The 23,946-nt window shown below is 46.8% G+C and carries 19 protein-coding genes, 1 tRNA gene and 1 pseudogene; 14 read left to right on the top strand and 7 right to left on the bottom strand.

The genetic code is table 11. The features are described from left to right. Position 1 precedes the first annotated feature (1 nt). Together AYR61_RS13260 and AYR61_RS13255 are read left to right on the top strand one after the other, a co-directional pair. Entirely contained in the window at positions 2-1,255 is a 1,254-nt protein-coding gene (locus AYR61_RS13260) for a carboxylate--amine ligase (protein WP_054706825.1), read from the top strand. A gap of 5 nt (positions 1,256-1,260) precedes the next feature. After that, a complete protein-coding gene (locus AYR61_RS13255; RefSeq protein ID WP_054706828.1) occupies positions 1,261-1,989 on the top strand; it encodes an aspartate/glutamate racemase family protein in 729 nt (242 codons plus the stop codon). 56 nt (positions 1,990-2,045) lie between these two features. Here AYR61_RS13255 and AYR61_RS13250 read toward each other — a convergent pair whose 3' ends face one another. Next, positions 2,046-2,393, bottom strand: a complete 348-nt coding sequence (locus AYR61_RS13250; RefSeq protein WP_054706831.1) for a DUF1516 family protein — start codon at positions 2,391-2,393, stop codon at positions 2,046-2,048. A gap of 217 nt (positions 2,394-2,610) precedes the next feature. On the opposite strand from AYR61_RS13250, the pseudogene AYR61_RS15795 reads away from it, so the two are divergent. Beyond that, positions 2,611-2,827: pseudogene (locus tag AYR61_RS15795) on the top strand (DUF2187 domain-containing protein). Positions 2,828-2,949: 122 nt separating this feature from the next. Next, positions 2,950-3,020, top strand: a tRNA-Gly gene (locus AYR61_RS13240). A 139-nt stretch (positions 3,021-3,159) separates the two neighbouring features. On the opposite strand, the gene AYR61_RS13235 is transcribed toward AYR61_RS13240, so the two are convergent. Next, positions 3,160-4,593 carry an APC family permease gene (locus AYR61_RS13235; RefSeq protein ID WP_056987629.1) on the bottom strand — a complete coding sequence of 478 codons (1,434 nt, stop codon included), beginning with the start codon at positions 4,591-4,593 and terminating at the stop codon, positions 3,160-3,162. A 628-nt stretch (positions 4,594-5,221) separates the two neighbouring features. On the opposite strand from AYR61_RS13235, the gene argS reads away from it, so the two are divergent. From argS to AYR61_RS13200, 7 genes are all read left to right on the top strand, one after another. Further along, a complete protein-coding gene (argS, locus tag AYR61_RS13230) occupies positions 5,222-6,913 on the top strand; it encodes an arginine--tRNA ligase (RefSeq protein WP_056987630.1) in 1,692 nt (563 codons plus the stop codon). 492 nt (positions 6,914-7,405) lie between these two features. Then, entirely contained in the window at positions 7,406-7,873 is a 468-nt protein-coding gene (locus AYR61_RS13225) for an arginine repressor (RefSeq protein ID WP_065903472.1), read from the top strand. A gap of 220 nt (positions 7,874-8,093) precedes the next feature. Beyond that, entirely contained in the window at positions 8,094-10,232 is a 2,139-nt protein-coding gene (locus AYR61_RS13220; protein WP_083215563.1) for a PBP1A family penicillin-binding protein, read from the top strand. 64 nt (positions 10,233-10,296) lie between these two features. Further along, positions 10,297-10,638, top strand: a complete 342-nt coding sequence (locus AYR61_RS13215) for a YlbF family regulator (protein ID WP_054706840.1) — start codon at positions 10,297-10,299, stop codon at positions 10,636-10,638. Between the two features lie 164 nt (positions 10,639-10,802). Further along, positions 10,803-12,029, top strand: a complete 1,227-nt coding sequence (locus AYR61_RS13210; RefSeq protein WP_056987631.1) for a metallophosphoesterase family protein — start codon at positions 10,803-10,805, stop codon at positions 12,027-12,029. Beyond that, entirely contained in the window at positions 12,019-14,673 is a 2,655-nt protein-coding gene (locus AYR61_RS13205; protein ID WP_056987632.1) for an ATP-binding protein, read from the top strand. The genes AYR61_RS13210 and AYR61_RS13205 overlap by 11 nt, the downstream gene beginning before the upstream one ends. Positions 14,674-14,711: 38 nt before the next feature. Continuing rightward, positions 14,712-15,665 (top strand): 3'-5' exoribonuclease YhaM family protein, encoded by a 954-nt coding sequence (locus AYR61_RS13200; protein ID WP_083215602.1) that lies wholly within the window; start codon positions 14,712-14,714, stop codon positions 15,663-15,665. A gap of 804 nt (positions 15,666-16,469) precedes the next feature. Here AYR61_RS13200 and ltrA read toward each other — a convergent pair. From ltrA to AYR61_RS13180, 4 genes are all read right to left on the bottom strand, one after another. Next, the gene (gene ltrA, locus AYR61_RS13195; RefSeq protein WP_065900954.1) at positions 16,470-17,852 is read right to left on the bottom strand and encodes a group II intron reverse transcriptase/maturase; all 1,383 of its coding nucleotides are present in this window, start codon (positions 17,850-17,852) and stop codon (positions 16,470-16,472) included. A 497-nt stretch (positions 17,853-18,349) separates the two neighbouring features. Further along, positions 18,350-19,231 (bottom strand): peptidylprolyl isomerase PrsA, encoded by an 882-nt coding sequence (locus tag AYR61_RS13190; protein ID WP_065903468.1) that lies wholly within the window; start codon positions 19,229-19,231, stop codon positions 18,350-18,352. Positions 19,232-19,344: 113 nt separating this feature from the next. Then, positions 19,345-19,650 carry a hypothetical protein gene (locus AYR61_RS13185; protein ID WP_054706857.1) on the bottom strand — a complete coding sequence of 102 codons (306 nt, stop codon included), beginning with the start codon at positions 19,648-19,650 and terminating at the stop codon, positions 19,345-19,347. A gap of 15 nt (positions 19,651-19,665) precedes the next feature. Next, on the bottom strand, positions 19,666-20,103 hold the full coding sequence (locus tag AYR61_RS13180) for an HIT family protein (RefSeq protein WP_054706860.1): 438 nt from the start codon (positions 20,101-20,103) through the stop codon (positions 19,666-19,668). A 626-nt stretch (positions 20,104-20,729) separates the two neighbouring features. On the opposite strand from AYR61_RS13180, the gene AYR61_RS13175 reads away from it, so the two are divergent. From AYR61_RS13175 to trmB, 3 genes are all read left to right on the top strand, one after another. Further along, complete coding sequence (locus AYR61_RS13175; RefSeq protein WP_054706863.1) at positions 20,730-21,467, top strand: ABC transporter ATP-binding protein; 738 nt, start codon at positions 20,730-20,732, stop codon at positions 21,465-21,467. Then, entirely contained in the window at positions 21,460-22,671 is a 1,212-nt protein-coding gene (locus AYR61_RS13170; RefSeq protein WP_065903462.1) for an ABC transporter permease, read from the top strand. The genes AYR61_RS13175 and AYR61_RS13170 overlap by 8 nt, the downstream gene beginning before the upstream one ends. Positions 22,672-22,821: 150 nt before the next feature. After that, positions 22,822-23,472 carry a tRNA (guanosine(46)-N7)-methyltransferase TrmB gene (trmB, locus tag AYR61_RS13165; RefSeq protein WP_054706870.1) on the top strand — a complete coding sequence of 217 codons (651 nt, stop codon included), beginning with the start codon at positions 22,822-22,824 and terminating at the stop codon, positions 23,470-23,472. A 70-nt stretch (positions 23,473-23,542) separates the two neighbouring features. Here the strand turns inward: trmB and AYR61_RS13160 are convergent, their stop codons facing one another. Beyond that, positions 23,543-23,869, bottom strand: a complete 327-nt coding sequence (locus tag AYR61_RS13160; RefSeq protein WP_065903459.1) for a PepSY domain-containing protein — start codon at positions 23,867-23,869, stop codon at positions 23,543-23,545. Positions 23,870-23,946: the final 77 nt, after the last annotated feature.

The raw sequence follows: 23,946 nt of genomic DNA, 5'->3' as shown, positions 1-23,946 counted from the left end.
CATGCAGGAAACACCAAAGTTTACGCCAATCTTATTAGGGAGCGACTTTAACGTCTACGGAATGGCCCGGTCACTATACGCGCTGTACCATCAGCCAGTTAAGGCCATTGCGTCGATTCAACTTGCGCCGACCCGCTATACCAAGGTGGTTGACCTTGAACTGATCCCCGGATTTGATGAGGATCCCGTTTGGATCGAATCTATGCGAAAAATTAAGGCACGCTACAAGGACCACGCCGAACCCGTTATTTTGATCGGGTGTGGGGACGGTTACGCTGAGTTGATCGCTAAGCATAAAGACGAACTTTCCGATACGTTTGTGTGCCCATACATTGACTACGATCTCTTGAAACACCTCAATAATAAGGAACGCTTCTACGAAATTTGTGACAAATATCAGCTGCCATACCCTAAGACCCGCGTCATCACAAAGGATGAGCACGATAATCGCCAGGTCATTGACCAGCCATTTGACTACCCGGTCGCCTTGAAGCCAGCTAATAGCGTGGAGTGGTTAGACGTGCATTTTGAAGGGCGTAAGAAGGCTTTTCGGATCCAGTCTCGCGAAGAATTTGACCGCGTCCTTGATGCTGCATATGAGAACGGGTATAAATCCGACTTTATCTTGCAGGACTTTGTGCCTGGCGATGATAGCAATATGCGGGTGTTGAACGCATACGTTGACCAGCACCACCACGTGAAAATGATGTGTTTGGGCCATCCACTCTTGGAGGATCCGGCACCGTCTGCTATCGGGAACTACGTGGCGATCCTGCCAGAATACAACGAAACGATCTATCAGCAGATCAAGACCTTCCTTGAAGCCATTGAATTTACTGGTTATGCGAACTTCGATATGAAGTACGATGCGCGGGACAACACATTTAAATTATTTGAAATTAACTTGCGTCAGGGTCGCAGCAGCTTCTTCGTGACGCTAAACGGGTACAACCTTGCCGACTGGGTCGTCAAGGACTACGTGAAACAGGATCTGGCGGAGGAACCGACCGTTTATGGCAACCAGAATCCGGAACAGCACGCCCTTTGGCTGGGTGTCCCAGTTAAAACGTTTAAGAAGTATGCCCGTGAAAATGCGGATAAGGAGCGTGCGTTAGAACTGATCAAGGAACACCGTTATGGGACAACCTACGAATATTCAGACGACATGAATCTGAAGCGGTGGGCACTGATCAAGTGGATGAACCACAATTACGTGAAGAACTTTGATAGGTATTTTGCTGAAAACAAGGGGTGATCACGATGAACCATTTCTTTACGATCATCGGCGGCATGGGTACTCAGGCCACCGAAAGTTATATTCACCAGTTAAATTTACGCACACCAGCGCATTCTGATCAGGACTATCTGGACTACATCCTCGTCAACCACGCGACGGTGCCGGATAGAACGGACTATATTTTGGACCACTCAAAGCCTAATCCGTTACCGCCATTGCTGGACGACTTTAAGCGCCAGTCGGCCTTAAACCCTGATTTTTTCGCGCTACCGTGTAATACAGCGCACTACTTCTACGATGAGTTAACGGCGGTGACCGATATTCCGATCCTGCATATGCCGCGCGAGGCTGCCGGTGAAATCAAAATCAAGTATCCCAATGCCAAGAAGATCGGTATCGTTGCGACCGAGGGGACAATTGCAGATGAAATCTACGACCACGAAATTGAAGCGGCCGGTTATGCATTTGTCAAACCAACGCCGAGCGTTCAGGCTAAGACTAACGAACTCATTTACACGCAGATCAAGGATAACAACACTGTCGACGGGAACCTGTTCCATAGTTTGGTGCAGGAAATGTTTGATACGTTTGACGTAGATGCAGTGGTGCTCGGGTGTACTGAGCTCTCACTCGCGCAAGAACGTGAACCGATCACTGACTTACCGATCATTGATAGCCAGTCGATCTTAGTGGATCACTCGTTGACGTTAGCCTTGAAACAGCAAAAGGGTATTGATTACAAGACCGAATAGAAACAAAAAAACCATTCTTCCGATAATTTGGAAGAATGGTTTTTAATGTTCCGAAATCAGGGCAGCTTAACAGCCAGCCACCAGCCGAGACCCGCAATGAGCAAGATCAAGACGGTCAGCACCACAACGAGCCTGGTGGAAAGGGAGCGTTCCTGTTTGCGTCCAAAGGCCAGTTCAATTGCCACTATGAGCAATAGTTCCAACCCTTCCCGCAGGCCCACCAATACTGGCGCATGCTGAAAGGTTCGAATCAACAGAATGATGCCACTGATGATGATGACCAGGTAGATGATCCGGTCAATAATTAAGAACTGCGAAATACGTTTTTCAGAGGTGCGATTTAAGCCGATAATCGTGCAAAGAATTAAGAAGACAAAACTTACCGAGTGGATGGCTAGCCACATAGACCCACGTCCTTTAATTACAATCTATGCTTAGTTTACCACGTCAGCTGGTCCAGTGGGCGTGAGTTAAGTGGAATTTGGGAAAACTTATGGAACGACAATTGTGGCCTATTCGTTGCTGTTTTCCCAAAAGTTTAAAAATATGAGGAATACTGCTTGTAATTTACTGAGGGGTTTGTTATTATCTTGTTCATCATCTTGATATGGAGGGCTTCACATGGCAGAACTTAAGATTGGCGATTACGTTAAAGGCAAACGTTTTGGCTCTTTCGAACACGATTTTCAGGGCGAGATTGAAAAGGTCTACGAAAATTCTGTTTTAATCCACATCCTCGATGTTTGATCAAGCAGACCGCATCTTAGTCGGCGAGTTAAACAACCGGGCAATTGTGCGTAAAGACGATGCAACGTTAGCAAAAGTTAAAAACAGCTAACCACGGTAATGGTGGGCTTTTAAAAAACGAAAAAGGTTGACTATTGAAAGAATTTACAAACTTTTTTTTTTGAATTTTTACTGACAAGTTTGTAAGGATATGATATAGTTAATCTTGTTGTTGCGGGTATAGTTTAGTGGTAAAATCCAAGCTTCCCAAGCTTGTGTCGCGGGTCCGATTCCCGTTACCCGCTTAGGTTTTAATCGAATCAAAAGACGTTCTGTTTATAAAAACTGAACGTCTTTTTTCTAACTTTAAATTCAAATAACCACGCGCCATAAACGCATAAAAAACACGATTTAGCAATCATTGCCAAATCGTGTTTTGTCAGTTTATTTTGGTTGATCTTTCTGATAACGAAGGCGCACAACACTGTGCCGATACCCATAACTAAAGTAAACACACAGACCGATCAATAACCAAACGAAGAAGGCGATCCAAGTAAAGGCCTTCAATTCAAGCATGAGTGTGATACATAGGATGAATGACACAATCGGCAACACAGGATAGAGCGGGACTTTAAAGGCTGAATCCAGATCCTTAAACGCCGGATTCTGTCGGAGAAAGACGATCCCAATCGAGACCATCGCAAAGGCAAACAACGTCCCAATGTTGACCAATTCGGTAATTTTATCAATTGGGATAATGCAGGCGAAGATACTGCCGACGATTCCAAACACCCAAGTATTCACAGCTGGTGCGTGCGTTTTTGGGTTGAGACGGCTGAATAATTGTGGCAACAGGCCGTCACGACTAATCGCAAAGACCAATCGGGTACCGCCATAGAGAAAGACGATCAGCACGGTGGTCATTCCAATAACCGCCCCTAAGGAAACAATTCCAGAGACCCAATCTTGGTGAATAAAGTGCAGCGCGTAGGCAACCGGGTCAGCAACGTTTAACTTCGTGTACTTGACGATGCCGACAAGAACTGCAGACAATGCAATGTACAGGGCTGTCGCAATCAATAGGGAGCCGATGATGCCAATTGGCACGTTCCGTTGCGGCTGCTTTACTTCCTCGGCCGCTGTTGAGACGGCATCGAACCCGATGTAGGCATAAAACGCAACCGCCGCCCCTGAAACAACGCCCTTGAATCCGTGTGGTAAGAAGGGGTGGTAGTTTTCAGGGCGAATGTAGAAGACGCCGACCACAATGAATAGGATAATGACAATAATCTTTAAAATGACCATGATCGCGTTAACTCGGGCGGATTCACGGATACCACCGATCAGCAACAAGGACACGATCATGATGATTACAAACGCTGGCAGGTCGAAAATCGCGTGCGGTTGACCGGCTGTTCCGAATGCTGCTCGTAATTGTGCTGGTAAGTAGAGGTTAAACCCGGCGAGAATATTTTGGAAATACGACGACCAGCTCGCCGCGACCGCTGAAACGGAGAATAAGTATTCGGACACGAGTGCCCAGCCGAGAATCCAGGCAATGAATTCGCCAAACACAGCGTATATGTAAGTATAGGCACTGCCGGCAAGTGGAATCGTCGAGGAAAACTCGGAATAACACAACGCTGCTAACGAACACACGACTGCCGCGAGGACAAAGGCTAGCATGGCCCCCGGACCAGTATATTTAGCAGCGATAATGCCTGGTGTAATAAAGATCCCGGCCCCGACGATGGCGCCAACACCCATGGTAATTAAACTAAATGCATTCAATGATTTAGCCAACCCCGTTTTTTTGAAGATATCCGTCCGAATATCTTTCCGCAAGAACAGGGTCGACTTATGTCTTCTGTCACCCATAATCAAAATCCCTTTCATTTGAAGCGCAAGACACTTCACTTATTTGTCCCTTATGGTTGTCAACCGGTGGTGACCAGCGTGGATAAATGAATTAATCCTTTGGTGTCAGCTTATTAAACAATAACCCAGGATGTGATGGAAAATGAATTTTATCTCATTCTCATAATACCCAAGGAGGTCTCACCAGTTTCTAGCATACGCCATAATTCATTAAACGTTAATGAGAAAATACTCAGTTGTTTGAATCTTTAGCTAGAATGACGGTAATCACCAGTTAAGACTTGTTATTCCTATTCAGATGCGGTAGAATGCATCAAGTGAGATTGTCACTGACAATCACGTTCAACGATAAAAGAGGAGTAACTGAGTCGGCTGTGTACAGCAAGTCAGGGAGGTTGGAAGCCTGATGGCACCATTCAGTGAAGCGCGCTTTTTAGAACGGTCAATGTGAATACGTTAAAGTGGATACTAAATATCAACTAGAGTGGTACCGCGGGTTAATCTCGTCTCTTACAATTTTTAAATTGTAGGGGGCGTTTTTTTATACCGTTTCGCGCCAGTAGTGCACACAAGTGTGATATTCTAAGATTGACACAGACATTATAGATACGATAGGAGAGTATTCGTTATGGATTACAAACAATTAGTTGCTGATACGTTAGCACCCAGCCTGACTGATGTCTTATCGGCTGAAGATATTTATCAAAAAATTGAACGCCCTAAGGACACGTCAAAGGGGGATTACGCCTTTCCAGCATTTACGCTGGCAAAAGCGATGAAAAAGGCACCCCAACAGATTGCGGCCGACCTGGTAGCCCAGATCGACACATCTCATTTTGAAAAGGTTGAAGTTGCTGGTCCATACCTGAACTTCTTCCTTGATAAGAGCGTCTTTAGTGCTGACATTCTTGGTCAAGTGATGAGCGACGGTGCTGACTATGGTCAAAATGAAGACGGAAACGGTGGCAATGTGCCAATCGATATGTCTTCTCCTAACATCGCCAAGCCTATTTCCATGGGACATTTGCGGTCGACTGTGATCGGTAATTCCATTGCTGAGATCCTGAAGAAAAACGGCTACACCCCAATCAAGGATAATCACTTGGGTGACTGGGGGACCCAATTTGGGAAGTTGATCGTTGCTTACCTGAAGTGGGGGAACGAAGAAGACGTTAAGAAGGATCCAATTACCAATCTGGTAAAGTACTACGTTAAATTCCACCAGGAAGATAAGGAACACCCTGAACTTGACGACCAAGCGCGTGAATGGTTTAAGAAGCTTGAAGATGGTGACGAAGAAGCTCACCATCTCTGGTCATGGTTCCGTGACGAATCATTAAAGGCATTCAATGCCATCTATGACAAATTAGGTGTTAAGTTTGATACCTATAATGGTGAAGCTTTCTATAACGACAAGATGCAGGCGGTTATTGATGATCTAAAGGCTAAGGGACTCCTGAAAGAATCACAGGGTGCCCAAGTGGTCGATCTGTCTAAGTACGACTTGAACCCGGCCTTGATCCTGAAGAGTGATGGGGCCTCACTGTACATCACCCGTGATATCGCGACAGCGGTCTACCGTGAAAACACGTACCATCCAGCTATGAACCTCTATGTTGTTGGTTCTGAACAAATGTACTACTTCCAACAATTAAAGGCTGTTTTAACTGAAATGGGCTTGCCATCTGCTAAGAACCTGCACCATATTCCATTTGGTTTGATTACTGTTGATGGTAAGAAATTGTCGACGCGTTCTGGCCGGATCATCTTATTGGATGTCGTTTTGGATGACTCCATTGAAATGGCCAAGAAGCAGATTGCTGCTAAGAACCCAGACCTGCCAAACAAGGATGAAGTTGCTAAACAAGTTGGTGTCGGTGCGATTATCTTTGGCGATTTAAAGAACGAACGGATGAACAGTATTGACTTCAACCTTGAAGACCAACTGAAGTTTGAAGGGGAAACTGGCCCATACGTTCAATACGCTCACGCACGTGCCGAAAGTATTCTGAGAAAGGCCGGCGATGTGACGCTGCTTGAGTCGGATGCCAAGATCTCGGATCCTGAAGCTTGGGAGACGTTGAAGGTCTTAGCTGACTTTCCAGACACCGTTAAACTGGCCTTGAAGGAATTCGAACCATCTGACGTTGCGAAGTATGCCATTCGGTTAGCGAAAGCCTTTAACAAGTACTATGCACACTCTAAGATCTTAGCTGATGACAGTGAGAAGACTGCTCGGTTGACCCTTGTTAAGAGTGTGTCAACGGTGCTAAAGGAAGCATTGCGGTTGTTGGGTGTTGAAGCACCTGATGAAATGTAGGATGACGCTTTGTTGCTGAAGCGTTCGGCGGACAAAGAAAGTGAACTAGACTGGGTCAAAGGCTAGGGCAACTATCGAGATTGCTATATCTGTTACGTTAGCGCATCCAGATTATCTAGCCTAAATACAACAAACGGCGGATTCCGGTCATAAAGGAGGCGTCAACTAAGACCTAAATGCAGGGTTTTCAGTTGACACCTTTTTTATTTTGGGAGAAAATTTGACTTTTATTCCAGGCTCAGGACAAACTGAGTTTCGCAAAGCGTTCTGCTGCGCTGCTTCCTCCCATTTTCCGTCACGCCCGCCATGCATCATAATGTTTAAATGAAATATTAATGAGAAAACAAACCCTGGAAATGCCCCGGTGGCTCGCTTTTTTTAGTTATACTGGACACCAACCCTGTAAATAAATATTCAATTAAAAGTAGCCATATTCATCTTACTTTGTTATAATAATTGCAGTGTTACTTACAGTAAGGGGGCTGCATTAGGATGAAAAAGAGTATTCGTCAATCGAGAATTGAACAGTTAATCAATCAATATCCGATTGGAACGCAAGAAGACCTAATGCGTCATCTAAAGGAAATTGGGATTAAGGCGACGCAAGCAACGATTTCTCGTGACATTCGTGAAATGCAGGTAGTCAAAGCCCAGGATGGCCATGGACACTTGCGTTATACCATTTTTAAACCGGGGAACAAATCCGAAGAAGAACACATGCGCGAAACAATCAACGAAGTGGTCGTCGGTCTGACCCAGATTGAGTTTATCAACGTTATCAAGACACTACCAAGCAACGGCAATTTATTGGCAGCAATCTTGGATGATTTAAAGCTGCCGGAAGTTGTCGGCACCCTTGCCGGTCACGACGCTATCTTGGTCATTAGCCCAAGTAAAGAAGTCGCCCAGCAACTGAATAATGAAATTGCCAAAAGCATGAACCCGGATATCGTGCACTAGTCTCGTATCCAGTTATGGTTCACTGGTGTCATTCAATTCTCCTAAATTAGGAGAGTTGGATGACATTTTTTGGTTGAAATAGCGATACCACGGGTGTTGGAATTGCCCAATACCTGGATTCGAACATCTAATTTTTCTTAAATTTCAAGTGAACAGCCAGTTGACTGAACACAATGTGCTAAAATTAACGTATTAATTTGTGTAGTGAATGAGGGAGTCTATGAATAGAAATCGGGGAAATGGGTTTTTTCAGCAAATTAAGGCTTGGCTGTCACCTGGCTGGCATCGGTTTAAACGCGGGTTAGGCCGAATCTGGCATCGCTTTCAGATCACGCGGTGGCTCATTGTCATCGTGTTAGCCATCGTGTTTGTGATGAGTGCGGTATTAACGTTTCAAGCAAAGACAGCCAACGTTGGTGATTTGAAGAATCAACTTGAAAAAACAACGTATATTTACGACAAAAATGGGAAAAAGGCGGGGTCACTCTACTCACAAAAAGGGACGTATGTCTCGTTGAGCAAGATTTCGCCTAACATTCAGAATGCCGTCATTTCAACGGAAGACCGGGGCTTTTACCATGAGTATGGTTTTTCAGTAAAAGGAATTGCCCGGGCGTTTTTACTTCTGGCGAAGAATAAGATCCTTCACCGAGATTACATTAGCGGTGGTGGGAGTACACTGACGCAACAGTTGGTTAAAAATGCGTTTTTGACGCAGGAACAAACCTTCACACGAAAGTTTAAGGAACTGTTTTTGTCGGTTGAAGTTGAAAATGTGTATACCAAAAAAGACATTCTGTCCATGTACCTCAATAATGCCTATTTTGGGAATGGTGTTTGGGGGGGTCAGGACGCGTCACAGAAGTACTTTGGTAAATCAGCGTCGCAGTTAACGGTTCCAGAAGCTGCGGTACTGGCCGGCATGCTGACGTCGCCGAGCGGGTATAACCCGATCGACCATCCGAAGGCCGCGTTGGCACGGCGCAACGTTGTGCTGGATCTGATGGCCGAAAATGGCGCGATCACGCAAGCGCAGGCTAAAGCGTACCAGCAAACTAAAATCGTGACACATGATACGTACAGTTATAAAGATTCATACAAGTATCCCTATTATTTTGACGCCGTTATCAGCGAAGCCATTTCAAAGTATGGGTTGACGGAGTCTGAAATTTTGAATCATGGGTACAAGATCTACACCTATTTGGATCAGAATTATCAGTCATCCATGCAAACAAACTTTAAATCGGCCTACCTTTTTCCGTCCAACGCTGTGGATGGCACGAAGGTCCAAGCAGCCTCGATTGCGGTCAATCCGAATAACGGGGGTGTGTTAGCCGTCGTTGGTGGCCGTGGGAAGCACGTCTTCCGCGGGTATAACCGGGCCACCCAGATGGCGCGGCAACCGGGATCGACAATCAAGCCATTGGCGGTGTACACGCCAGCACTCGAAAACGGCTACTTCTATGATTCTGAGCTGACAAATAAGAAACTGTCATATGGGACAAATAAGTACACGCCTAAAAATGAAAATAACGTCTATACGGGTAAGGTACCGATGTATGAGGCGTTAGCCCAAAGTATGAATGCGCCAGCCGTTTGGTTGTTAAATAAGATCGGTGTGAATAAGGGATACCAGTCCGTTAAAGACTTTGGCCTGCCCGTCACTAAATCAGATGATAATCTTGCGCTGGCACTTGGTGGGTTGAACAAAGGGGTTTCACCGCAGGAATTAGCGAGTGCTTATACGGCGTTTGCGAATGGCGGGACTCGAACGGATTCACACTATATCCGTAAAATTGTTGATGCAAACGGGAAGACCATCGTGGCGCAGCCCAAAGTGACGACCAAGAAAGTGATGTCCAAAAAGGTCGCTAAAGAAATGACCAGTATGATGCTGGGTGTTTATAATACGGGGACTGGGGCTGCCGCTAAACCATATGGCTACCAAGTTGCCGGTAAGACGGGGAGTACTGAAGCCGATGATACGGGTGACGGTGACGCAGCCAAGGATAAATGGATGGTTGGGTACACCCCTGATGTGGTCGTGACGACCTGGGAAGGGTTTGATAACACCAACAAGGAACACCATTTGGAAAACCTTGGCGGCACCGGAATCAGTACCTTATTTAAGACAGAGTTGCAAGAAATCTTACCGTACACAAAGCAGACGTCGTTTAATACCCAGGACGCGGCAACCTTGGCAAAGGCCTCAAAATCGTCTAACAATACTGGTTTCTGGGATAATGTTCAAAACGGCGCGTCGCAAGTTGGTAGCCAGATCAAAAAGGGTGCCAGCAGCGCTGCTAATTCCGTTAAAAAGTGGTGGTCGAATACCACTTCAAGTATTTTAGGCAACTAGACAGATAGTCAGCGCAACGCTTTCATGATACAATTATGAAGACAACTAGACAGGAGGATTCATAATGGCTGATATTAATGAAACGGCAACAACACTGAAGGAACAACTGAAGACATCCGACGAATTCAAGAAATTGGCGGATGCATATGACAAGATGAAGGCGGAACAGGCCACTTTTGATCTGTTCAAGAACTTCCAGGAGATTCAGTTGAACATTCAACAAAAACAAATACAGGGCCAACAGTTAACCGAAGAAGAAATGACGCATGCCCGCGAGGTTGCGGATAAGGTTGGTCAAGCTGATGCCATTAAAGTCTTAATGGACGCCGAAAAAGGGGTCAATGATCTGCTTTCAAAATTGAACGATGAGATCACAAAACCGATTCAAGACCTTTATCGCAACTAAGACACTAACACCTGTGAACAACGGCCACTTTTGGCCATAAGAGGCCCCATCTTAAAATCCAAGTTCAGGATTTTCGGATGGAGCCTCTTATCATTTGGGCGTTAACTAGCGATTGATTCAAAGAAATCAGGCACCTGATCGTGCCAAAGAAAGGAGCCCCTGTCGTGAAATTTATCCACGCGGCTGATTTACATTTAGACAGTCCCTTTGAAGGGCTAAGACAGCTTCCAGAACCAGTGTGGCAGCTGATTTACCAAGCACCATTTAAAGCGACGCAGCAACTCGTTGACCAAGCAATTGATCAGGAGGTGGCGTTCGTCTTATTGGCAGGCGACCTTTTTGACCGAGAGACGCAGAGTGTCGCAGCTCAGTTATTCTTAAATGAACAGTTACAGCGGCTGATCGATGCCCAAATTGGCGTTTATCTGTGTTTTGGCAATCATGATTATCAGACAGCCAACCAAGCCATCGATTTGCCAGAGGGGGTGCACGTTTTTGTGTCGACGGTCAGCACGATGACGTTGACGACCCGGAATCAAAAACGGGTTGCAATCAGCGGCTTTAGTTACCCAACCCGCTGGCTGGAAACGGACATGGCAGCCCAGTTCCCGGTACGTGGGGATGTTGATTATCATATTGGCATGCTGCACGGCGCACTGAGACAATCCGGCACAAACCATTACGCACCGTTTACACTTGATGAGTTACGAGAAACCCATTACGATTACTGGGCGCTGGGTCATATTCACAAACCAGAGGTCTTGCAGGAACAGCCGCCAATTGTTTATGCGGGTACGATTCAAGGTCGGCATAAAAACGAAGCAGGTGAGCACGGGTACACACTGGTAAGGAGTCAGGATACCCGGTTGGTACCGTCGTTTGTGCCGGTAAATCCAGTCGACTGGGTCACCTTAGCCATTACGGTGACGGATCAACAAAGTGAAACTGAGCTGATCGACCTCGTGTTTGAGCAGCTCAGCCGGTTAACGGATGAGACGACGTTTAAACTGGTCTCCCTCACGCTGACCAACGTGGAGGCGCTACCCGGTCAGGTTGTTGCCCAGCTGAACAATGGTAATTGGTTCGACCGGTTGTCGCAACTTCAAGAAGATCAATATGAGGCCAATCGCTGTTGGATCTACGAAACGCATAGTCAACCTGCCGCAACAGACATTCATTACAGTCAATTGGATGCCGAATTTTGGAAGGCAGCTCAGGCCGACGTTTTTACGGGCGATGAATTGACTAAAGCGGCTGGTAAGAAGCTGTTGAGTTACCCATTTTTAGCCGATCATTTACTGGCGTCAACCACGCTGGAGGATACCCAAGAACGTGCAGAAAATGAGTTATTACAACAGGCACGTTTGGAGGCGGATGACCATGCGGATTAATCAGCTGACCATTTATGGGTTTGGCAAGTTCCACGATACGCAGGTGCAGTTTGACGCCCAGCTTCAGGTGATCTACGGGCCAAACGAGGCTGGCAAAACGACCCTCGTTGCCTTCATTACCAGTATGTTGTTTGGCTTTGCGACAGCTAAGCACAAATATGCCATGTACCACCCAAAAAATGGCGCAACGTACGGCGGAGAAATGACCTTTTCCCATAAGGGGCATGATTACTGGCTCAAGCGGGTCGATGGCACCCACGGCGGGGACGTGACCTTTAGGGATACCACTACGGATACCGACCTGACGAAGGCGGACCTCGCCACAATGCTCAGACCGGTTGACCGTGAGTTGTTTTCGCAAATTTATCAGTTTAGTGCCCAGAACCTCCAGGCCGTTTTCAATCTTGACCGATTTGCGCTCATTCAACGCATTCAGCGTATCGGGGCAATTGGCAGCGACGACTGGATCACGCTCAACCAGCGGCTGCGTAAGGAAGCGGACATGATTTATAAGCCCCGTGGCCGCAAACAACCGCTTAGTGAAAAATTGCGTGAGTACGATGACCTGACGGCAAGAGTGACGGCAGCTAAGGCTGATTATCCAAAATACCAAGACCTTCAAACAAAAACAAGCGAAATGACCGCCACGCTCGCAGCAACGCAGCAGACCATCACGACACAGCGTTCAGCCTTGAATCAACTTGATCAATTACTTCAGGTTTACCCATATTATCAGGAATACCAGGCGTTTCAAGCAGAGAACGCAACGGTCCCACAGACGGTTAGTACTCAGGATTGGGAAACCTTTACAACGTTAACGACGCAGCAACACCAGGTGGCAAGCAGTCTAGAAACCGAGACGAAGCAGCTAACGACTCAGCAAGCGGCCACCCAACCAACACCAGCCCAGCAGGCTTACCAGGCCCACAAAACGACCATTGATCAATTAGGTGCTGAATTGCCGAAACGTCAACAACAGTATCGTGATCAACAATTGGCTGATCAGGCTTTGACCGCTGATGCGACCACGTTGGATGGTTTGCGGGCACAGTATGGCGCACAGTTGATGCAAAGCCAGCCGATGCGGGCGAGTGACCAGGAAACGGTCGCGCAATTATTGGCGCAACAACGTCAGCTAAATGCAACGCAGACTGCGATCACCGATCAGCGTCACCAGTTAGCCGATCAGTTGAATGCTGCCGAACAAGCTGACAATGATGCTGGTTCTGGTATTTCTGTTACCTGGCTCGCTGCCGGAATAGCGGTCGTTGTTCTGGCTGTCTTTTTTCTGAGTGGCGTTTTGCGGTCAGTAGGCGGGGCACTTGGCGTTATCGTGGCGGCGTATGGTATCTTTAAACCGATGCTAAATAACAGCAATGCAAGTGCCTCTAGAACTGATTTGTTATCTGAGCAGATCGACAAGCTTAATCAGCAGTTAAAGACTGTCAATGCACAGCTGACGGATGCGAGTGGCCGCCTAGAAACAATCGGCGCGCAGTATCATCTGACAGGGATGCCAGCAACGGAATGGCTCGACCTGCAGCCCGTTTTAAAACAATACGGTGTCCTCATGGCACAATCGGCAACTGATCAGCAGCGTCTGCTGGATCTCGAACAGCGCCTTGATGCCTATTTAACGCAGTGGCAGGTTGTTGGGCGCGAGTGGTTGCAACTAACAGGAAGCCAATCCGAAAAGATAGCAGCTATCCAGCAGTACCTGAGTGCTCGGCACGATGAAACGCAACAGCAGCAACTGGCGCTACAACAACAGCAGCATAGTGAACAGCGTGTCGCAGATCTTACCAACCAATCAAAGCGGGTTTCTCAACAGTTAACGACGTTTTTAACGGCGCGACATCTGAAGGACAGTGAAGCCTTTCAAGCCGCGTATGAAACGTCCCAATCCTTTCAACAGCACCGTGCGCACATTGATCTGATCAAGAACCAGTTGGAAAGAGTGGATTCAGACCTGTTTAAACGATATCCAGACCAGGCAGCTATCACTAAGGCAAAGGCGACGTTGACAAGCCAGCTTGCAAAAACCCGTGCCGACCAGGCGGCCCAGTTGAAACAGCATAGCCAGTTGACCTACGATATGCAGCAATTGGCCAGCAGTGATACCTATCAGCATCTGTTACAGCGCCAAGCGGCCTTGGAAGCTGAAATCACTGAAATGACGGACACTTGGTTGTCAAAGACATTATTGATCAAGTGGATCGACCAAACCCTGATTCACGCGTCGCAGGGACGCCAACCGCAGATCATGGCCGCTGCAACGGACTACTTTGCGGTACTGACCGGTCAGCGTTTTCACAAGATCACCTTCACTGATACCACCGTCACAGTTGAAGACACCGCTCAAACCACGTATGATGTGGGTGAACTGTCCCAAGGGACTGCCGAACAGCTTTACGTTGCGTTGCGGTTCGCATTTACCAAGGTGATGGCTGATGACATTGAACTGCCGATTATTATTGATGACAGCTTCGTCAACTTTGACCGGGACCGAACTGCCAACGCGTTCGCGCTGTTAAAACAGCTCCAGCAGACGACGCAGATCCTGTACTTTACAGCGGATCGTTATAACCGCGATCTCGTTGCACCAGAACAGTGTTTAAACTTGGCACAAGTCGCAGTAAAATAAAAGAAAAGGGGGTCGTCATTTTGGCTGAAAAACAATTAATGACCTACGATGTGGGTGACCAGATGAACCTGATGGTGCTCATTAAGAGTGCTGAGGTTCGGGTCGCAAAAAACGGTAAGAAGTATCTTGATTTTACGTTTACGGATGCCTCAGGTGAAATGTCCGGTAAATTCTGGGATGCAGGTGAGGCCGACATTACGCGCTATCAAGCAGGGCGCGTTGTTCGGCTAACAGGTAAACGGGAGAACTATCAGGGTACACCGCAAGTACGGATCAGCGCACTTCGGTTAGCGAATGCGGACGAACCGCATGATCCTGACGATTTCATGAGTTCAGCGCCAATGAAGGCAGCCGATATGGAAGATGAAATCAACCAAGTTGTTTTTGAGATCACCAACCAAGTCTGGAATCGTATCGTTCGCTGGCTTTTGGCCAAGCATCGCGAAGCATTCTTCACGTATCCGGCGGCCAAGCGTAACCATCACGCGTTTAAGGGCGGCCTTGCTTTCCATACAGTTTCAATTCTCCGGTTAGCACACAGTGTGGCCGGTCAATATGAGACTATCAACGCTCCGTTGCTGTACGCGGGCGCCATCCTGCACGACCTTGGCAAAGTGGTTGAACTGTCCGGTCCAGTTGGGACACAGTACACGGTCGAAGGCAACTTGCTGGGACACATCAGTATTGTGGACGGCGAGATCGTCACTGCCTGCAGCGCACTGAAGTTTGATTTGGACAGTGAAGATGTTGTGATGCTTCGGCACATGATCCTTGCGCACCACGGGTTACTGGAATACGGTTCTCCCGTCCGGCCACGATTGTTGGAAGCAGAGGTTCTTCATGATTTAGATGAACTCGATGCTTCCATTATGATGATGACCAACGCACTTGACAAAACGAGTCCAGGGTCATTTGGTGAACGCCTATTCGCAATGGACGGCCGGTCATTCTACCGACCAAATGAAAAGGACGACCCACAAGACAATGCTTAATTGAGTAGCAAAAAACGCGTGAGTTTATTGACTCAGGCGTTTTTTTGGTTTTAGTGGCAAATTGTTTTTGATATTCTTATGTTAGGCGATAGTCCGTTGCATTCCGCAATTTGGCACGGAGCAGTAGTGGCTCGCGATGGCGCTAATTCAGCTGTCGCTGTGCGCCATCTGAATGGATCTCCATCGACTCGCACATCAGTAACCGACCAAAATACGGTCGCTAACTGATGTCGACTCCACAGTTCTGTGCCAAATTGCTGCATTCCACTGATAGTGAGCCTATATTTAACCACTAGTTAAGCATCTCAATGATGTTAACCCATGGTCGAAGAGAATCCGCCCTCGACTGCTAGTAAGAATATTGACAGCTACGCTTATCACAATATGCTACTCATTGGTAACGATTAATGAACGGTATCATGGCATCACTTATGAAGTCTTGCCGTCTCTGATGACGAATAGAAGTTTTGTAGCGTAGTGGAACCGGTCGGCATTGCAGGCTGTGGTGTCGGTGTTCGTTGGCGAGGGTACTTTCCTCGCTTACGAACACGGGAGACGTAGGAGATCCTTGGATTTCTGCCAAGACATTCAATAGCTCCGGAGCGACCCCACCTTAGCCTGCAGGGCCGACCGGTGGAACGAAGCGACATTGAAGCGCTACTTCGAATCACCCAACAGTGAAGGACTTCTGTATGCTAATGGTCGTTATTAATTCCGCAAATCGAGTAGGAGGTAATTGATTAATTCAATTACCGACCTCTCACACCACCGTACGTACGGTTCCGTATACGGCGGTTCAATAATTTAAGCACTTTGTATTGACTGGAGTGTCTTGCTCATATTGATGAGTCCAAGGCGTTCCAGTCTTTTGTTTGTCAGAGTATAGGTCAATGTCTTGCTATGCGCAGTTCGCCAATAACCCTTACGGGTATTGGCCATTGTATAAGCACTGGTGCCAGAAAGCCCCAGTTTTACAAGATGATTGACCTTTGTTTTGAGCTTCTTCCACTGTTTCCAAATATACTGGCGAATCCTTGCTCGCAACCATTCGTCTAAGTGACGGATAAAATTGGTCATTTTCCCGACCGAATAGTACTGTAACCACCCACGCATCTTTTGATGAATCTCGTTAAACACCAGGTTTAACGAAACGCCCCGATTGCGCTTGGTCATTTTCCTGAGTGCAGACTTGATGCGTTGCTTGGCCTGCCAAGCAGGTCGCGCATACGCACCTCCTCGACCAACCCCCAAGGAAAATCCCAGGAACTTGGCCCGCAGAGGCGAACTTACTGATGTCTTGTCCTCATTGACGGTGACCTTTAGGTCGCCTTCAAGAAAGCGAGTAACATTAGTCAGAACCCGTTCTCCAGCACGTTTGCTTCGGACATAAATATTACAATCGTCCGCATAGCGGACAAACTTATGACCTCTGGAAGTTAACAGCTTATCCAGTTCGTTGAGATAAATGTTAGCCAAAAGTGGCGATAAGGGGCCACCTTGAGGGGTGCCTTTATCACTTCGTTCAAATAGACCACCATTCATGACACCGCTGGTTAGGAAGCGACGAATGAGATGCAGTATCCATGGATCCGTAATATACTGCTCAATAAATTTAATAAGCAGATCGTGGTTGACCGTATCGAAGTATGCTTTTAAATCGAGATCCACGACATAGTGATAGCCCTGATTGTAGAACTGAACCACTCTATCAATGGCATCTTTAGCACTTCGATTCGGTCGGAACCCAAAACTATTATCTGAGAAGACACGCTCAAATGTTGGCACCATGACTTGCGCCATGGCTTGTTGAACAAGTCGGTCAATCACAGTTGGTATTCCGAGCTTGCGTTTACCACCATTAGGTTTTGGAATTTCAACCCGCTTAACGGGACGAGGCCGATAGGTCTCGTTTTGTAAAGCTTGCAGTAATTCCTGTTTATGTTTCCTCAAGTAGGGCAACAGTTCGTCAACGGTCATTCCGTCTAGTCCTGCTGCACCTTTGTTTCTGCAGACGCGAAGATAAGCCTCGTTCAGGTTATTTCGGTCTAAGACTAACTCTTGAAACTTAGTGCCGTTCATCATCGTATTTTCACCAGAGTCAGTGCTACGCACCCCGACTTGTTCTTGGGCTTCCAGTCCTACTGTCCGCCGGCGGTCAGCTTTTTCTGTATTCTGCGGTTGTTGCACTGTCTCCACCTCCAATATCAATGATGACCTATTATTGTTCAGCCCTTCGTGGCAGATACCACTACTATGGCCTCGGCTGACTCCTGTATCGTTCTGCACCACATCACTGCGATGTTTGTTCCTGTGGCGCTTCGCGCGCCTCTTGTCGGGAACGTACGATACAGGCCTCCCCGGGTAAGAACGCCCACTTTCGTACCATGTCATTGCCAGCTTTACTGCGATGGCCTCGAGTAGTATTGGACTTTGGTTTGTTTGGCAACCTCGTCCGACCAACACAGCCTTATAGCTGATTCTTGTACATCAATGCGGTACTTTGTCGCCGACTTCCTTCAGATTCCACCTCACGATGGACACCCTTGTCATTGACTTGCGGTTCCGACTACTACGGCCCGCAACGGACTTTCACCGTCTAGTTGGCGCCCATGCCGGGCGCACCAAAAAAACCGCTCCGGTAAATTACCGAAGCGGTTAAACAGGGTAGACCCTGTTAAGATGATTTATTTACTTGATGAACTGCTTGTCAAGTAGTCTGACAGAACGTTTTGTAATTGACTGTCCTTGATGGAAATGTTACCCTTCTTAAGGACTTTAGAAACGACGCTCTTCAAAACAGTGCTGTTGTTCATATCATCATCGATGATCTGCTTCTTCAGTTCTGCCTTGTGTTCGTTCAAAGTACCTTTACCAGGGTTGCTGTCCATCTTGATAACTTCATAACCTGAAGTCGTCTTAACAGGTGTGGTGGTGTATTCACCAGTCTTCAGCTTCCAAGCAGCCTTCTTAAAGGTGCTGTCGAGAGAAGTACCGGTGCTGTCAAAGGCAGCTAACTTACCACCCTTGTTCTTAGTCGTTGAATCAGTTGAGTACTTCTTAGCCAAGGATGCGAAGCTGTCGCCAGCCTTGAGGTCCTTGATGACTGTTTCAGCAGTTGACTTCTTTGAAACTAAGATGTGTGAAACCGTAACTTTTGGCTCGTAGCTCTTGAATTGCTTCTTAAGCTGGGCATTGGTGATCGTGACGTTGCCCTTCACAGCTTCCTTAAGTAAAAGGTTGTCTCGAATTTGTTGCTTCAATTGTGAAGCGGTCATCCCACTTTGAGAAAGGACAGACTTGAATGATGAGCCGTATTCCTTCTTGTAAGTGTTGTATTGCTTAGTCACTTGTGAGGTCTTGACCTTGTCGCCATATTGTTTTTCCAATACTTTGTCAAGAATCATTTGTTGTAAGACTTGCTTACCACTTGAAGTGTTCTTCAGGCTGCTGTAATACTCACTTTCAGTGATCTTACCACCTGAAGTGGTGGCAACCGTTTTGCTACCACAAGCTGCCAATGTCAGACCCATTAAGACAGTGGCAAGTGCGACGAACCATTTCTTCATTGCGAAAACACATCCATTTCTATAAATTTGTTTAACTCCCAGCTGGGGCGTTCTCAATAACTATAACATAACCTTGAGATAATAGCAGTTGGGTAGGGGAACTTAACTAAAATCTAAAACTTATCTAAAGTCTCATTTATTTTATCCAACCGCGGCTGGATCTTAAACTGAAACTGCTGCACGTCATCTTGAATACTGTCGATCACAGGTTGTGCTTTAGCGACAGCACTGTTCAACTGGGTTAATTTATCAGAAACAGCGGATGCCTTTTTTCGCCAATCTTGATAATCAGCGTACTTCGTTTTAACAGTGGTGACTGTTTCGGAAACAAAATCCACCGGTGACTGACGTTTATTAATGAGGTGCATGGCAAGCGTGCCACCCGCTGTGAGCAGGGTGGTGAGCAAGAAGCGTTTCATATGACGGCCTCCCAGTTAGAATTGCGCCTTAATGGCGTCTTGAATTTTAGTATAAGCGGCTTCATCATAGTTTTTAGAGTTGTCTTTAAAAATCATAGCAAAGTCGTCGTTACTGGTGTAGCGCGGCACAATGTGAATGTGTGAGTGGAAGACGGATTGGTAAGCCACTTCGCCATTGTTATTCACAATATTCATGCCCTTAATGTCAGGGTTGGATGCTTTGACTGCTCGAGCAATCAGCGGAATCTTAGCAAAAACGGTGGCTGCCAGATCGGCATCATAGTCAAAGATATCCTTGACGTGGGTCTTGGGGACAACCAGCGTATGGCCTGGAGTTCCTTGGGAAATATCTAAGAATGCTTTGACATCATCGTCTTCGTAAACGGTGTAGCTTGGGATCTCACCCTTAATAATCTTACAGAAAATGCAGTTATCATCATAATTATGAATCATGTCGGTTCCTCCTTAGCGTTGTTCTGTTCCTAGTATACACTAGAGTTTGGGATGGCTGGTTAGTGGATGTTGGAATTTAGGGGAAAATTAGATTTGGGTGGAGTGGCTTGACGGGAATGGGATTATTTAGGGCTTGGTTTCAGGATATCAGGAATCGAGTGGTGTTGGCGATGTGCTCTAATTTGAGATTTGCGAAACGTGTTCGTCTACTATAGATAACCGGCCATGTATCGGACTTTGACAAAAATGCCAGGTTCAGGCATTTGAGCCTGAAATCACCGCGTGGTTTTGGCTACAGCGCTCGCTTTATACATTGTCGAAACGTGTTTCACAGGCACGGGGCTAACGTGTAAGGGACTCTGACCAAAAAGTCAGACCCGGACTTTTCTGATTTTGGCAGCCGTGGTGAAATGGCTGCCGCGCTGGCTTTATACATTGCCGAAACGTGTTCCACAAGGCAGAAGGCTCCTGTGTAAGCAACTCTGGTCAAAAAAGTCAGGCCCGGACTTTTCTGACCAGAGTTACTTACACTCCGCCTTCTAACCGCCTTGTTCCACACTCTTACATCTATGCTATAATAAAAAATACGACACTAAAAAAGAAACTACAGAAATGAAGGGATATCCATGACGCTTCAAGTCACGAAGATTGTTGGTGGCTACTCACAGATTCCAGTTTTAAAAGAAGTTACATTTGATATTAAAGATGGCGAGCTCGTTGGTTTGATTGGGCTGAACGGTGCTGGTAAATCAACGACGATCAATCACATCATTGGGTTGCTGACCCCGTTTAAGGGTCAGATCAAGATCAATGGGGTGACCCTGGCGGAAGATAACGAAGCCTATAAAAAACAAATTGCTTACATTCCTGAAACGCCGATTCTCTACCAAGAATTGACCTTGAAGGAGCATCTTGAGATGACGATGATGGCGTATGATCTTGACCAGGATGCCGCTTGGAAACGGGCGGAAAAACTGTTGCAGATCTTCCGACTGGACAACAAATTAGACTGGTTCCCAGCTAATTTTTCAAAGGGGATGAAGCAAAAGGTGATGATCGTTTGTGCGTTCATTACCGACTCACCGCTGTTTATCATTGATGAACCCTTTCTAGGATTGGATCCGCTGGCCGTTCATGACCTGCTTGATCTCATCAACGATCAGAAGGCCAAGGGGGCCAGCATTCTGATGTCGACCCATGTGCTTGATACCGCGCAAAAATACTGTGACCGATTTGTGCTCCTGCACGATGGCCAAGTGAAAACGGAAGGAACGCTGGCAGAACTGCGACAAGCGCTGCCAGATGCCGGTGAATCACTCGACGATATCTACATGTCGATGACGAAGGCGGACCAACATGAATAAGTTATTTAGCAAACGATTGGCCAGTCATTTAAGAGAAATGTTCAAGTATTTACGGCTGGTGTTTAACGACCACTTCATTTTTGCGTTACTGATCATGATTGGTGGCCTGGGGTACGCCTATTCCAACCTATTAAAAACGTTGCATCCCAATGTTTGGTGGTCACAACCCATCATTATTCTGGTGATGTTTGCGTTATTGCAGATCGGCCGACTAGCGACTTTATTGGAAGATGCTGACGTGGTGTTTTTACTACCAAAGGAACACGCCATGCACACCTACTTTCTTGCTGCGAAACGATATAGTGAAACGCTGGCACAAATTTGCCAACTCTTTGGTCTGTTTGTCCTGCTGCCGTTTATTCAAGCAACCGATCCGTTATCAGTGGCTGCTTTGGCCGGACTGGCAGTCACCCAGGTGATCTTAAAGGATACCTGGCTGACGGCAGTTCTAATGAATCATTACCGCTTCAGTCAACGATGGCTGCACCAGGCCGTTTGGTTCCGATGGCTGGTTCCAGCAATCGTGTTGATTATCGGTGTTTATGTCACACCACTGGCTAGCGTGATCCTGGCACTTGCAGCTGACGGAATTATGCGGTTGCTTGGTCAGGGGTGGCAGCGGCAGGCGTTTGATTGGCGGTCAGCTATTGGTCAGGAAAATAATCGGATGCTGGGCGTTTATCGCTTCTTTAATTTGTTTACCAACGTGCCAATGTTAAAAGGGGTCGCAAAACGACGCAAGTACATGGATGGTATCCTGCGCTTGGTTGCCACGAAACCGGCAAACACCTACCTCTACCTGTACAGTCGCGGCATGGTGCGCAGTGGTGAATTCAGCGGTCTGTATTCGCGCTTGACCATTATTGGGATGATCCTGCTGTATTTTATTCACGGCACTTGGCTGCCTGTGCTATTGGCGGCACTATTCCTGTATCTGATCGGGTTCCAGTTGATTCCTTTTTACTGGCAGTTCGACGACATCGTCTTTACGCACCTTTACCCGATCAAGACGGCGCAACGGATCGCTAATTTCAAGAGACTATTGCGGACATTGATGATCGTGACGGGTGTGTTATTCCTAGTCATTGTTGCCATTAGTGATTTTCAGCTTGAGGTTGTAGTGATTACCGCAATCGTTGAAATCGTGGAAATTCTCGCGATGGTCAGCTACTATCTGCCACTAAGGCTTCGGAAAAATCGTTAGTTGACGCTGACCCATAAATTGCCTAAAATAGGTATTGCTTAAATTGACTGAAATGAACACAGTAACCAAACGACGGGCCTTTGAGCGCTTCACTTGAACGCTGAAAGGTGCCGTCGTTTTAATATGACATCAAAAAATGGAGGCATCATCATGCGGGTACGAAAAAAGCCGTGGGCAGAAGGGTACATTAACGACCATAGTGATCTCATCGTCACGGCCCCTGAAACGCAACTAGGACACTGGCAGGAGCGGTTTGAAAAACAGCAGCCGCTGCAAATTGAGATCGGCATCGGTAAGGGGCGTTTCATTGTCGAAATGGCCCGTCAGCATCCAGAAATCAACTTCTTAGGAATTGAAATTCAAGAATCCGTGATTGCGACAGCGTTACGCCAGCTTGTCGAAAGCGGGCTGACGAACGTCCAACTGGTTGAAACGGACGGGGCCAACGTCGATACACTCTTTGCTGAAAACGAAGTTGATGCGCTATTCTTGAACTTTTCGGATCCATGGCCGAAGACCCGGCATGCCAAACGGCGGTTAACGTCACCTAATTTTTTGGTGCACTATGAAAAGGTTTTGAAACCTGCCGGCATGATCCAGTTTAAAACGGATAACCGCGGTTTATTCGAATATTCGTTGGCCAGTTTTAATAACTACGGCCTCACATTTGATGAGGTATGGCTGGATCTGCACAACAGCGCCGGCAACGAGGGCAACGTTGAGACTGAATATGAACAAAAATTTAGCGCAAAGGGGCCCATCTACGAATTAAAGGCGCATTTTCCAACGTTAACTCATTAAGCGTCAAAAAGACTCATGACTGACAGGTAACTGTCTGGTCATGAGTCTTTTTAACATTGTCGCAAGTTAATTAAATGCGGTTGACGCTAAGGACACTGCCAGTTTTTGCGTCCGCCATAAATTCATATTGTACCAACGCGTGATCCTCTTGCCGGGTGATGCCGCCGTAGTAGACCAGATTTTTAATGGCGAACTGACGACGTTCACTTGGATGCGTACTGATCCAGGCGCCTTCAATCGGGGCTTCACGTTGAAAAGCGGTCTTGGCCTGGTTCAAAATTTCATCTGAGGTCATCATGGTTTGACGATCATAAACGTGGCCCAAAAGAAACCCGAGGATCACGCTTAGAATGGATAGAAAACTGAGTTGTTCTGGTGTTTTTAAATTCGATGTCATAACATGACCTCCAGTTACGGATAGATTGTGTTGCGGAATCGTCAGAATGGGAAGTAACTGTCATTACTCTGACGTGA

The sequence above is a fragment of the Secundilactobacillus paracollinoides genome, from assembly GCF_001702155.1.
GTDB classification, from domain to species: domain Bacteria; phylum Bacillota; class Bacilli; order Lactobacillales; family Lactobacillaceae; genus Secundilactobacillus; species Secundilactobacillus paracollinoides.
This window is presented reverse-complemented; position numbering and strand designations above follow the sequence as displayed.

Bases quoted from the DNA above. Each gene is read 5' to 3' on its own strand.
- AYR61_RS13260 (WP_054706825.1), top strand. From the start codon at position 2: ATGCAGGAAACACCAAAGTTTACGCCAATCTTATTAGGGAGCGACTTT.
- AYR61_RS13255 (WP_054706828.1), top strand. From the start codon at position 1,261: ATGAACCATTTCTTTACGATCATCGGCGGCATGGGTACTCAGGCCACC.
- AYR61_RS13250 (WP_054706831.1), bottom strand. From the start codon at position 2,393: ATGTGGCTAGCCATCCACTCGGTAAGTTTTGTCTTCTTAATTCTTTGC.
- AYR61_RS13235 (WP_056987629.1), bottom strand. From the start codon at position 4,593: ATGGGTGACAGAAGACATAAGTCGACCCTGTTCTTGCGGAAAGATATT.
- argS (WP_056987630.1), top strand. From the start codon at position 5,222: ATGGATTACAAACAATTAGTTGCTGATACGTTAGCACCCAGCCTGACT.
- AYR61_RS13225 (WP_065903472.1), top strand. From the start codon at position 7,406: ATGAAAAAGAGTATTCGTCAATCGAGAATTGAACAGTTAATCAATCAA.
- AYR61_RS13220 (WP_083215563.1), top strand. From the start codon at position 8,094: ATGAATAGAAATCGGGGAAATGGGTTTTTTCAGCAAATTAAGGCTTGG.
- AYR61_RS13215 (WP_054706840.1), top strand. From the start codon at position 10,297: ATGGCTGATATTAATGAAACGGCAACAACACTGAAGGAACAACTGAAG.
- AYR61_RS13205 (WP_056987632.1), top strand. From the start codon at position 12,019: ATGCGGATTAATCAGCTGACCATTTATGGGTTTGGCAAGTTCCACGAT.
- AYR61_RS13200 (WP_083215602.1), top strand. From the start codon at position 14,712: ATGACCTACGATGTGGGTGACCAGATGAACCTGATGGTGCTCATTAAG.
- AYR61_RS13190 (WP_065903468.1), bottom strand. From the start codon at position 19,231: ATGAAGAAATGGTTCGTCGCACTTGCCACTGTCTTAATGGGTCTGACA.
- AYR61_RS13185 (WP_054706857.1), bottom strand. From the start codon at position 19,650: ATGAAACGCTTCTTGCTCACCACCCTGCTCACAGCGGGTGGCACGCTT.
- AYR61_RS13180 (WP_054706860.1), bottom strand. From the start codon at position 20,103: ATGATTCATAATTATGATGATAACTGCATTTTCTGTAAGATTATTAAG.
- AYR61_RS13175 (WP_054706863.1), top strand. From the start codon at position 20,730: ATGACGCTTCAAGTCACGAAGATTGTTGGTGGCTACTCACAGATTCCA.
- AYR61_RS13170 (WP_065903462.1), top strand. From the start codon at position 21,460: ATGAATAAGTTATTTAGCAAACGATTGGCCAGTCATTTAAGAGAAATG.
- trmB (WP_054706870.1), top strand. From the start codon at position 22,822: ATGCGGGTACGAAAAAAGCCGTGGGCAGAAGGGTACATTAACGACCAT.
- AYR61_RS13160 (WP_065903459.1), bottom strand. From the start codon at position 23,869: ATGACATCGAATTTAAAAACACCAGAACAACTCAGTTTTCTATCCATT.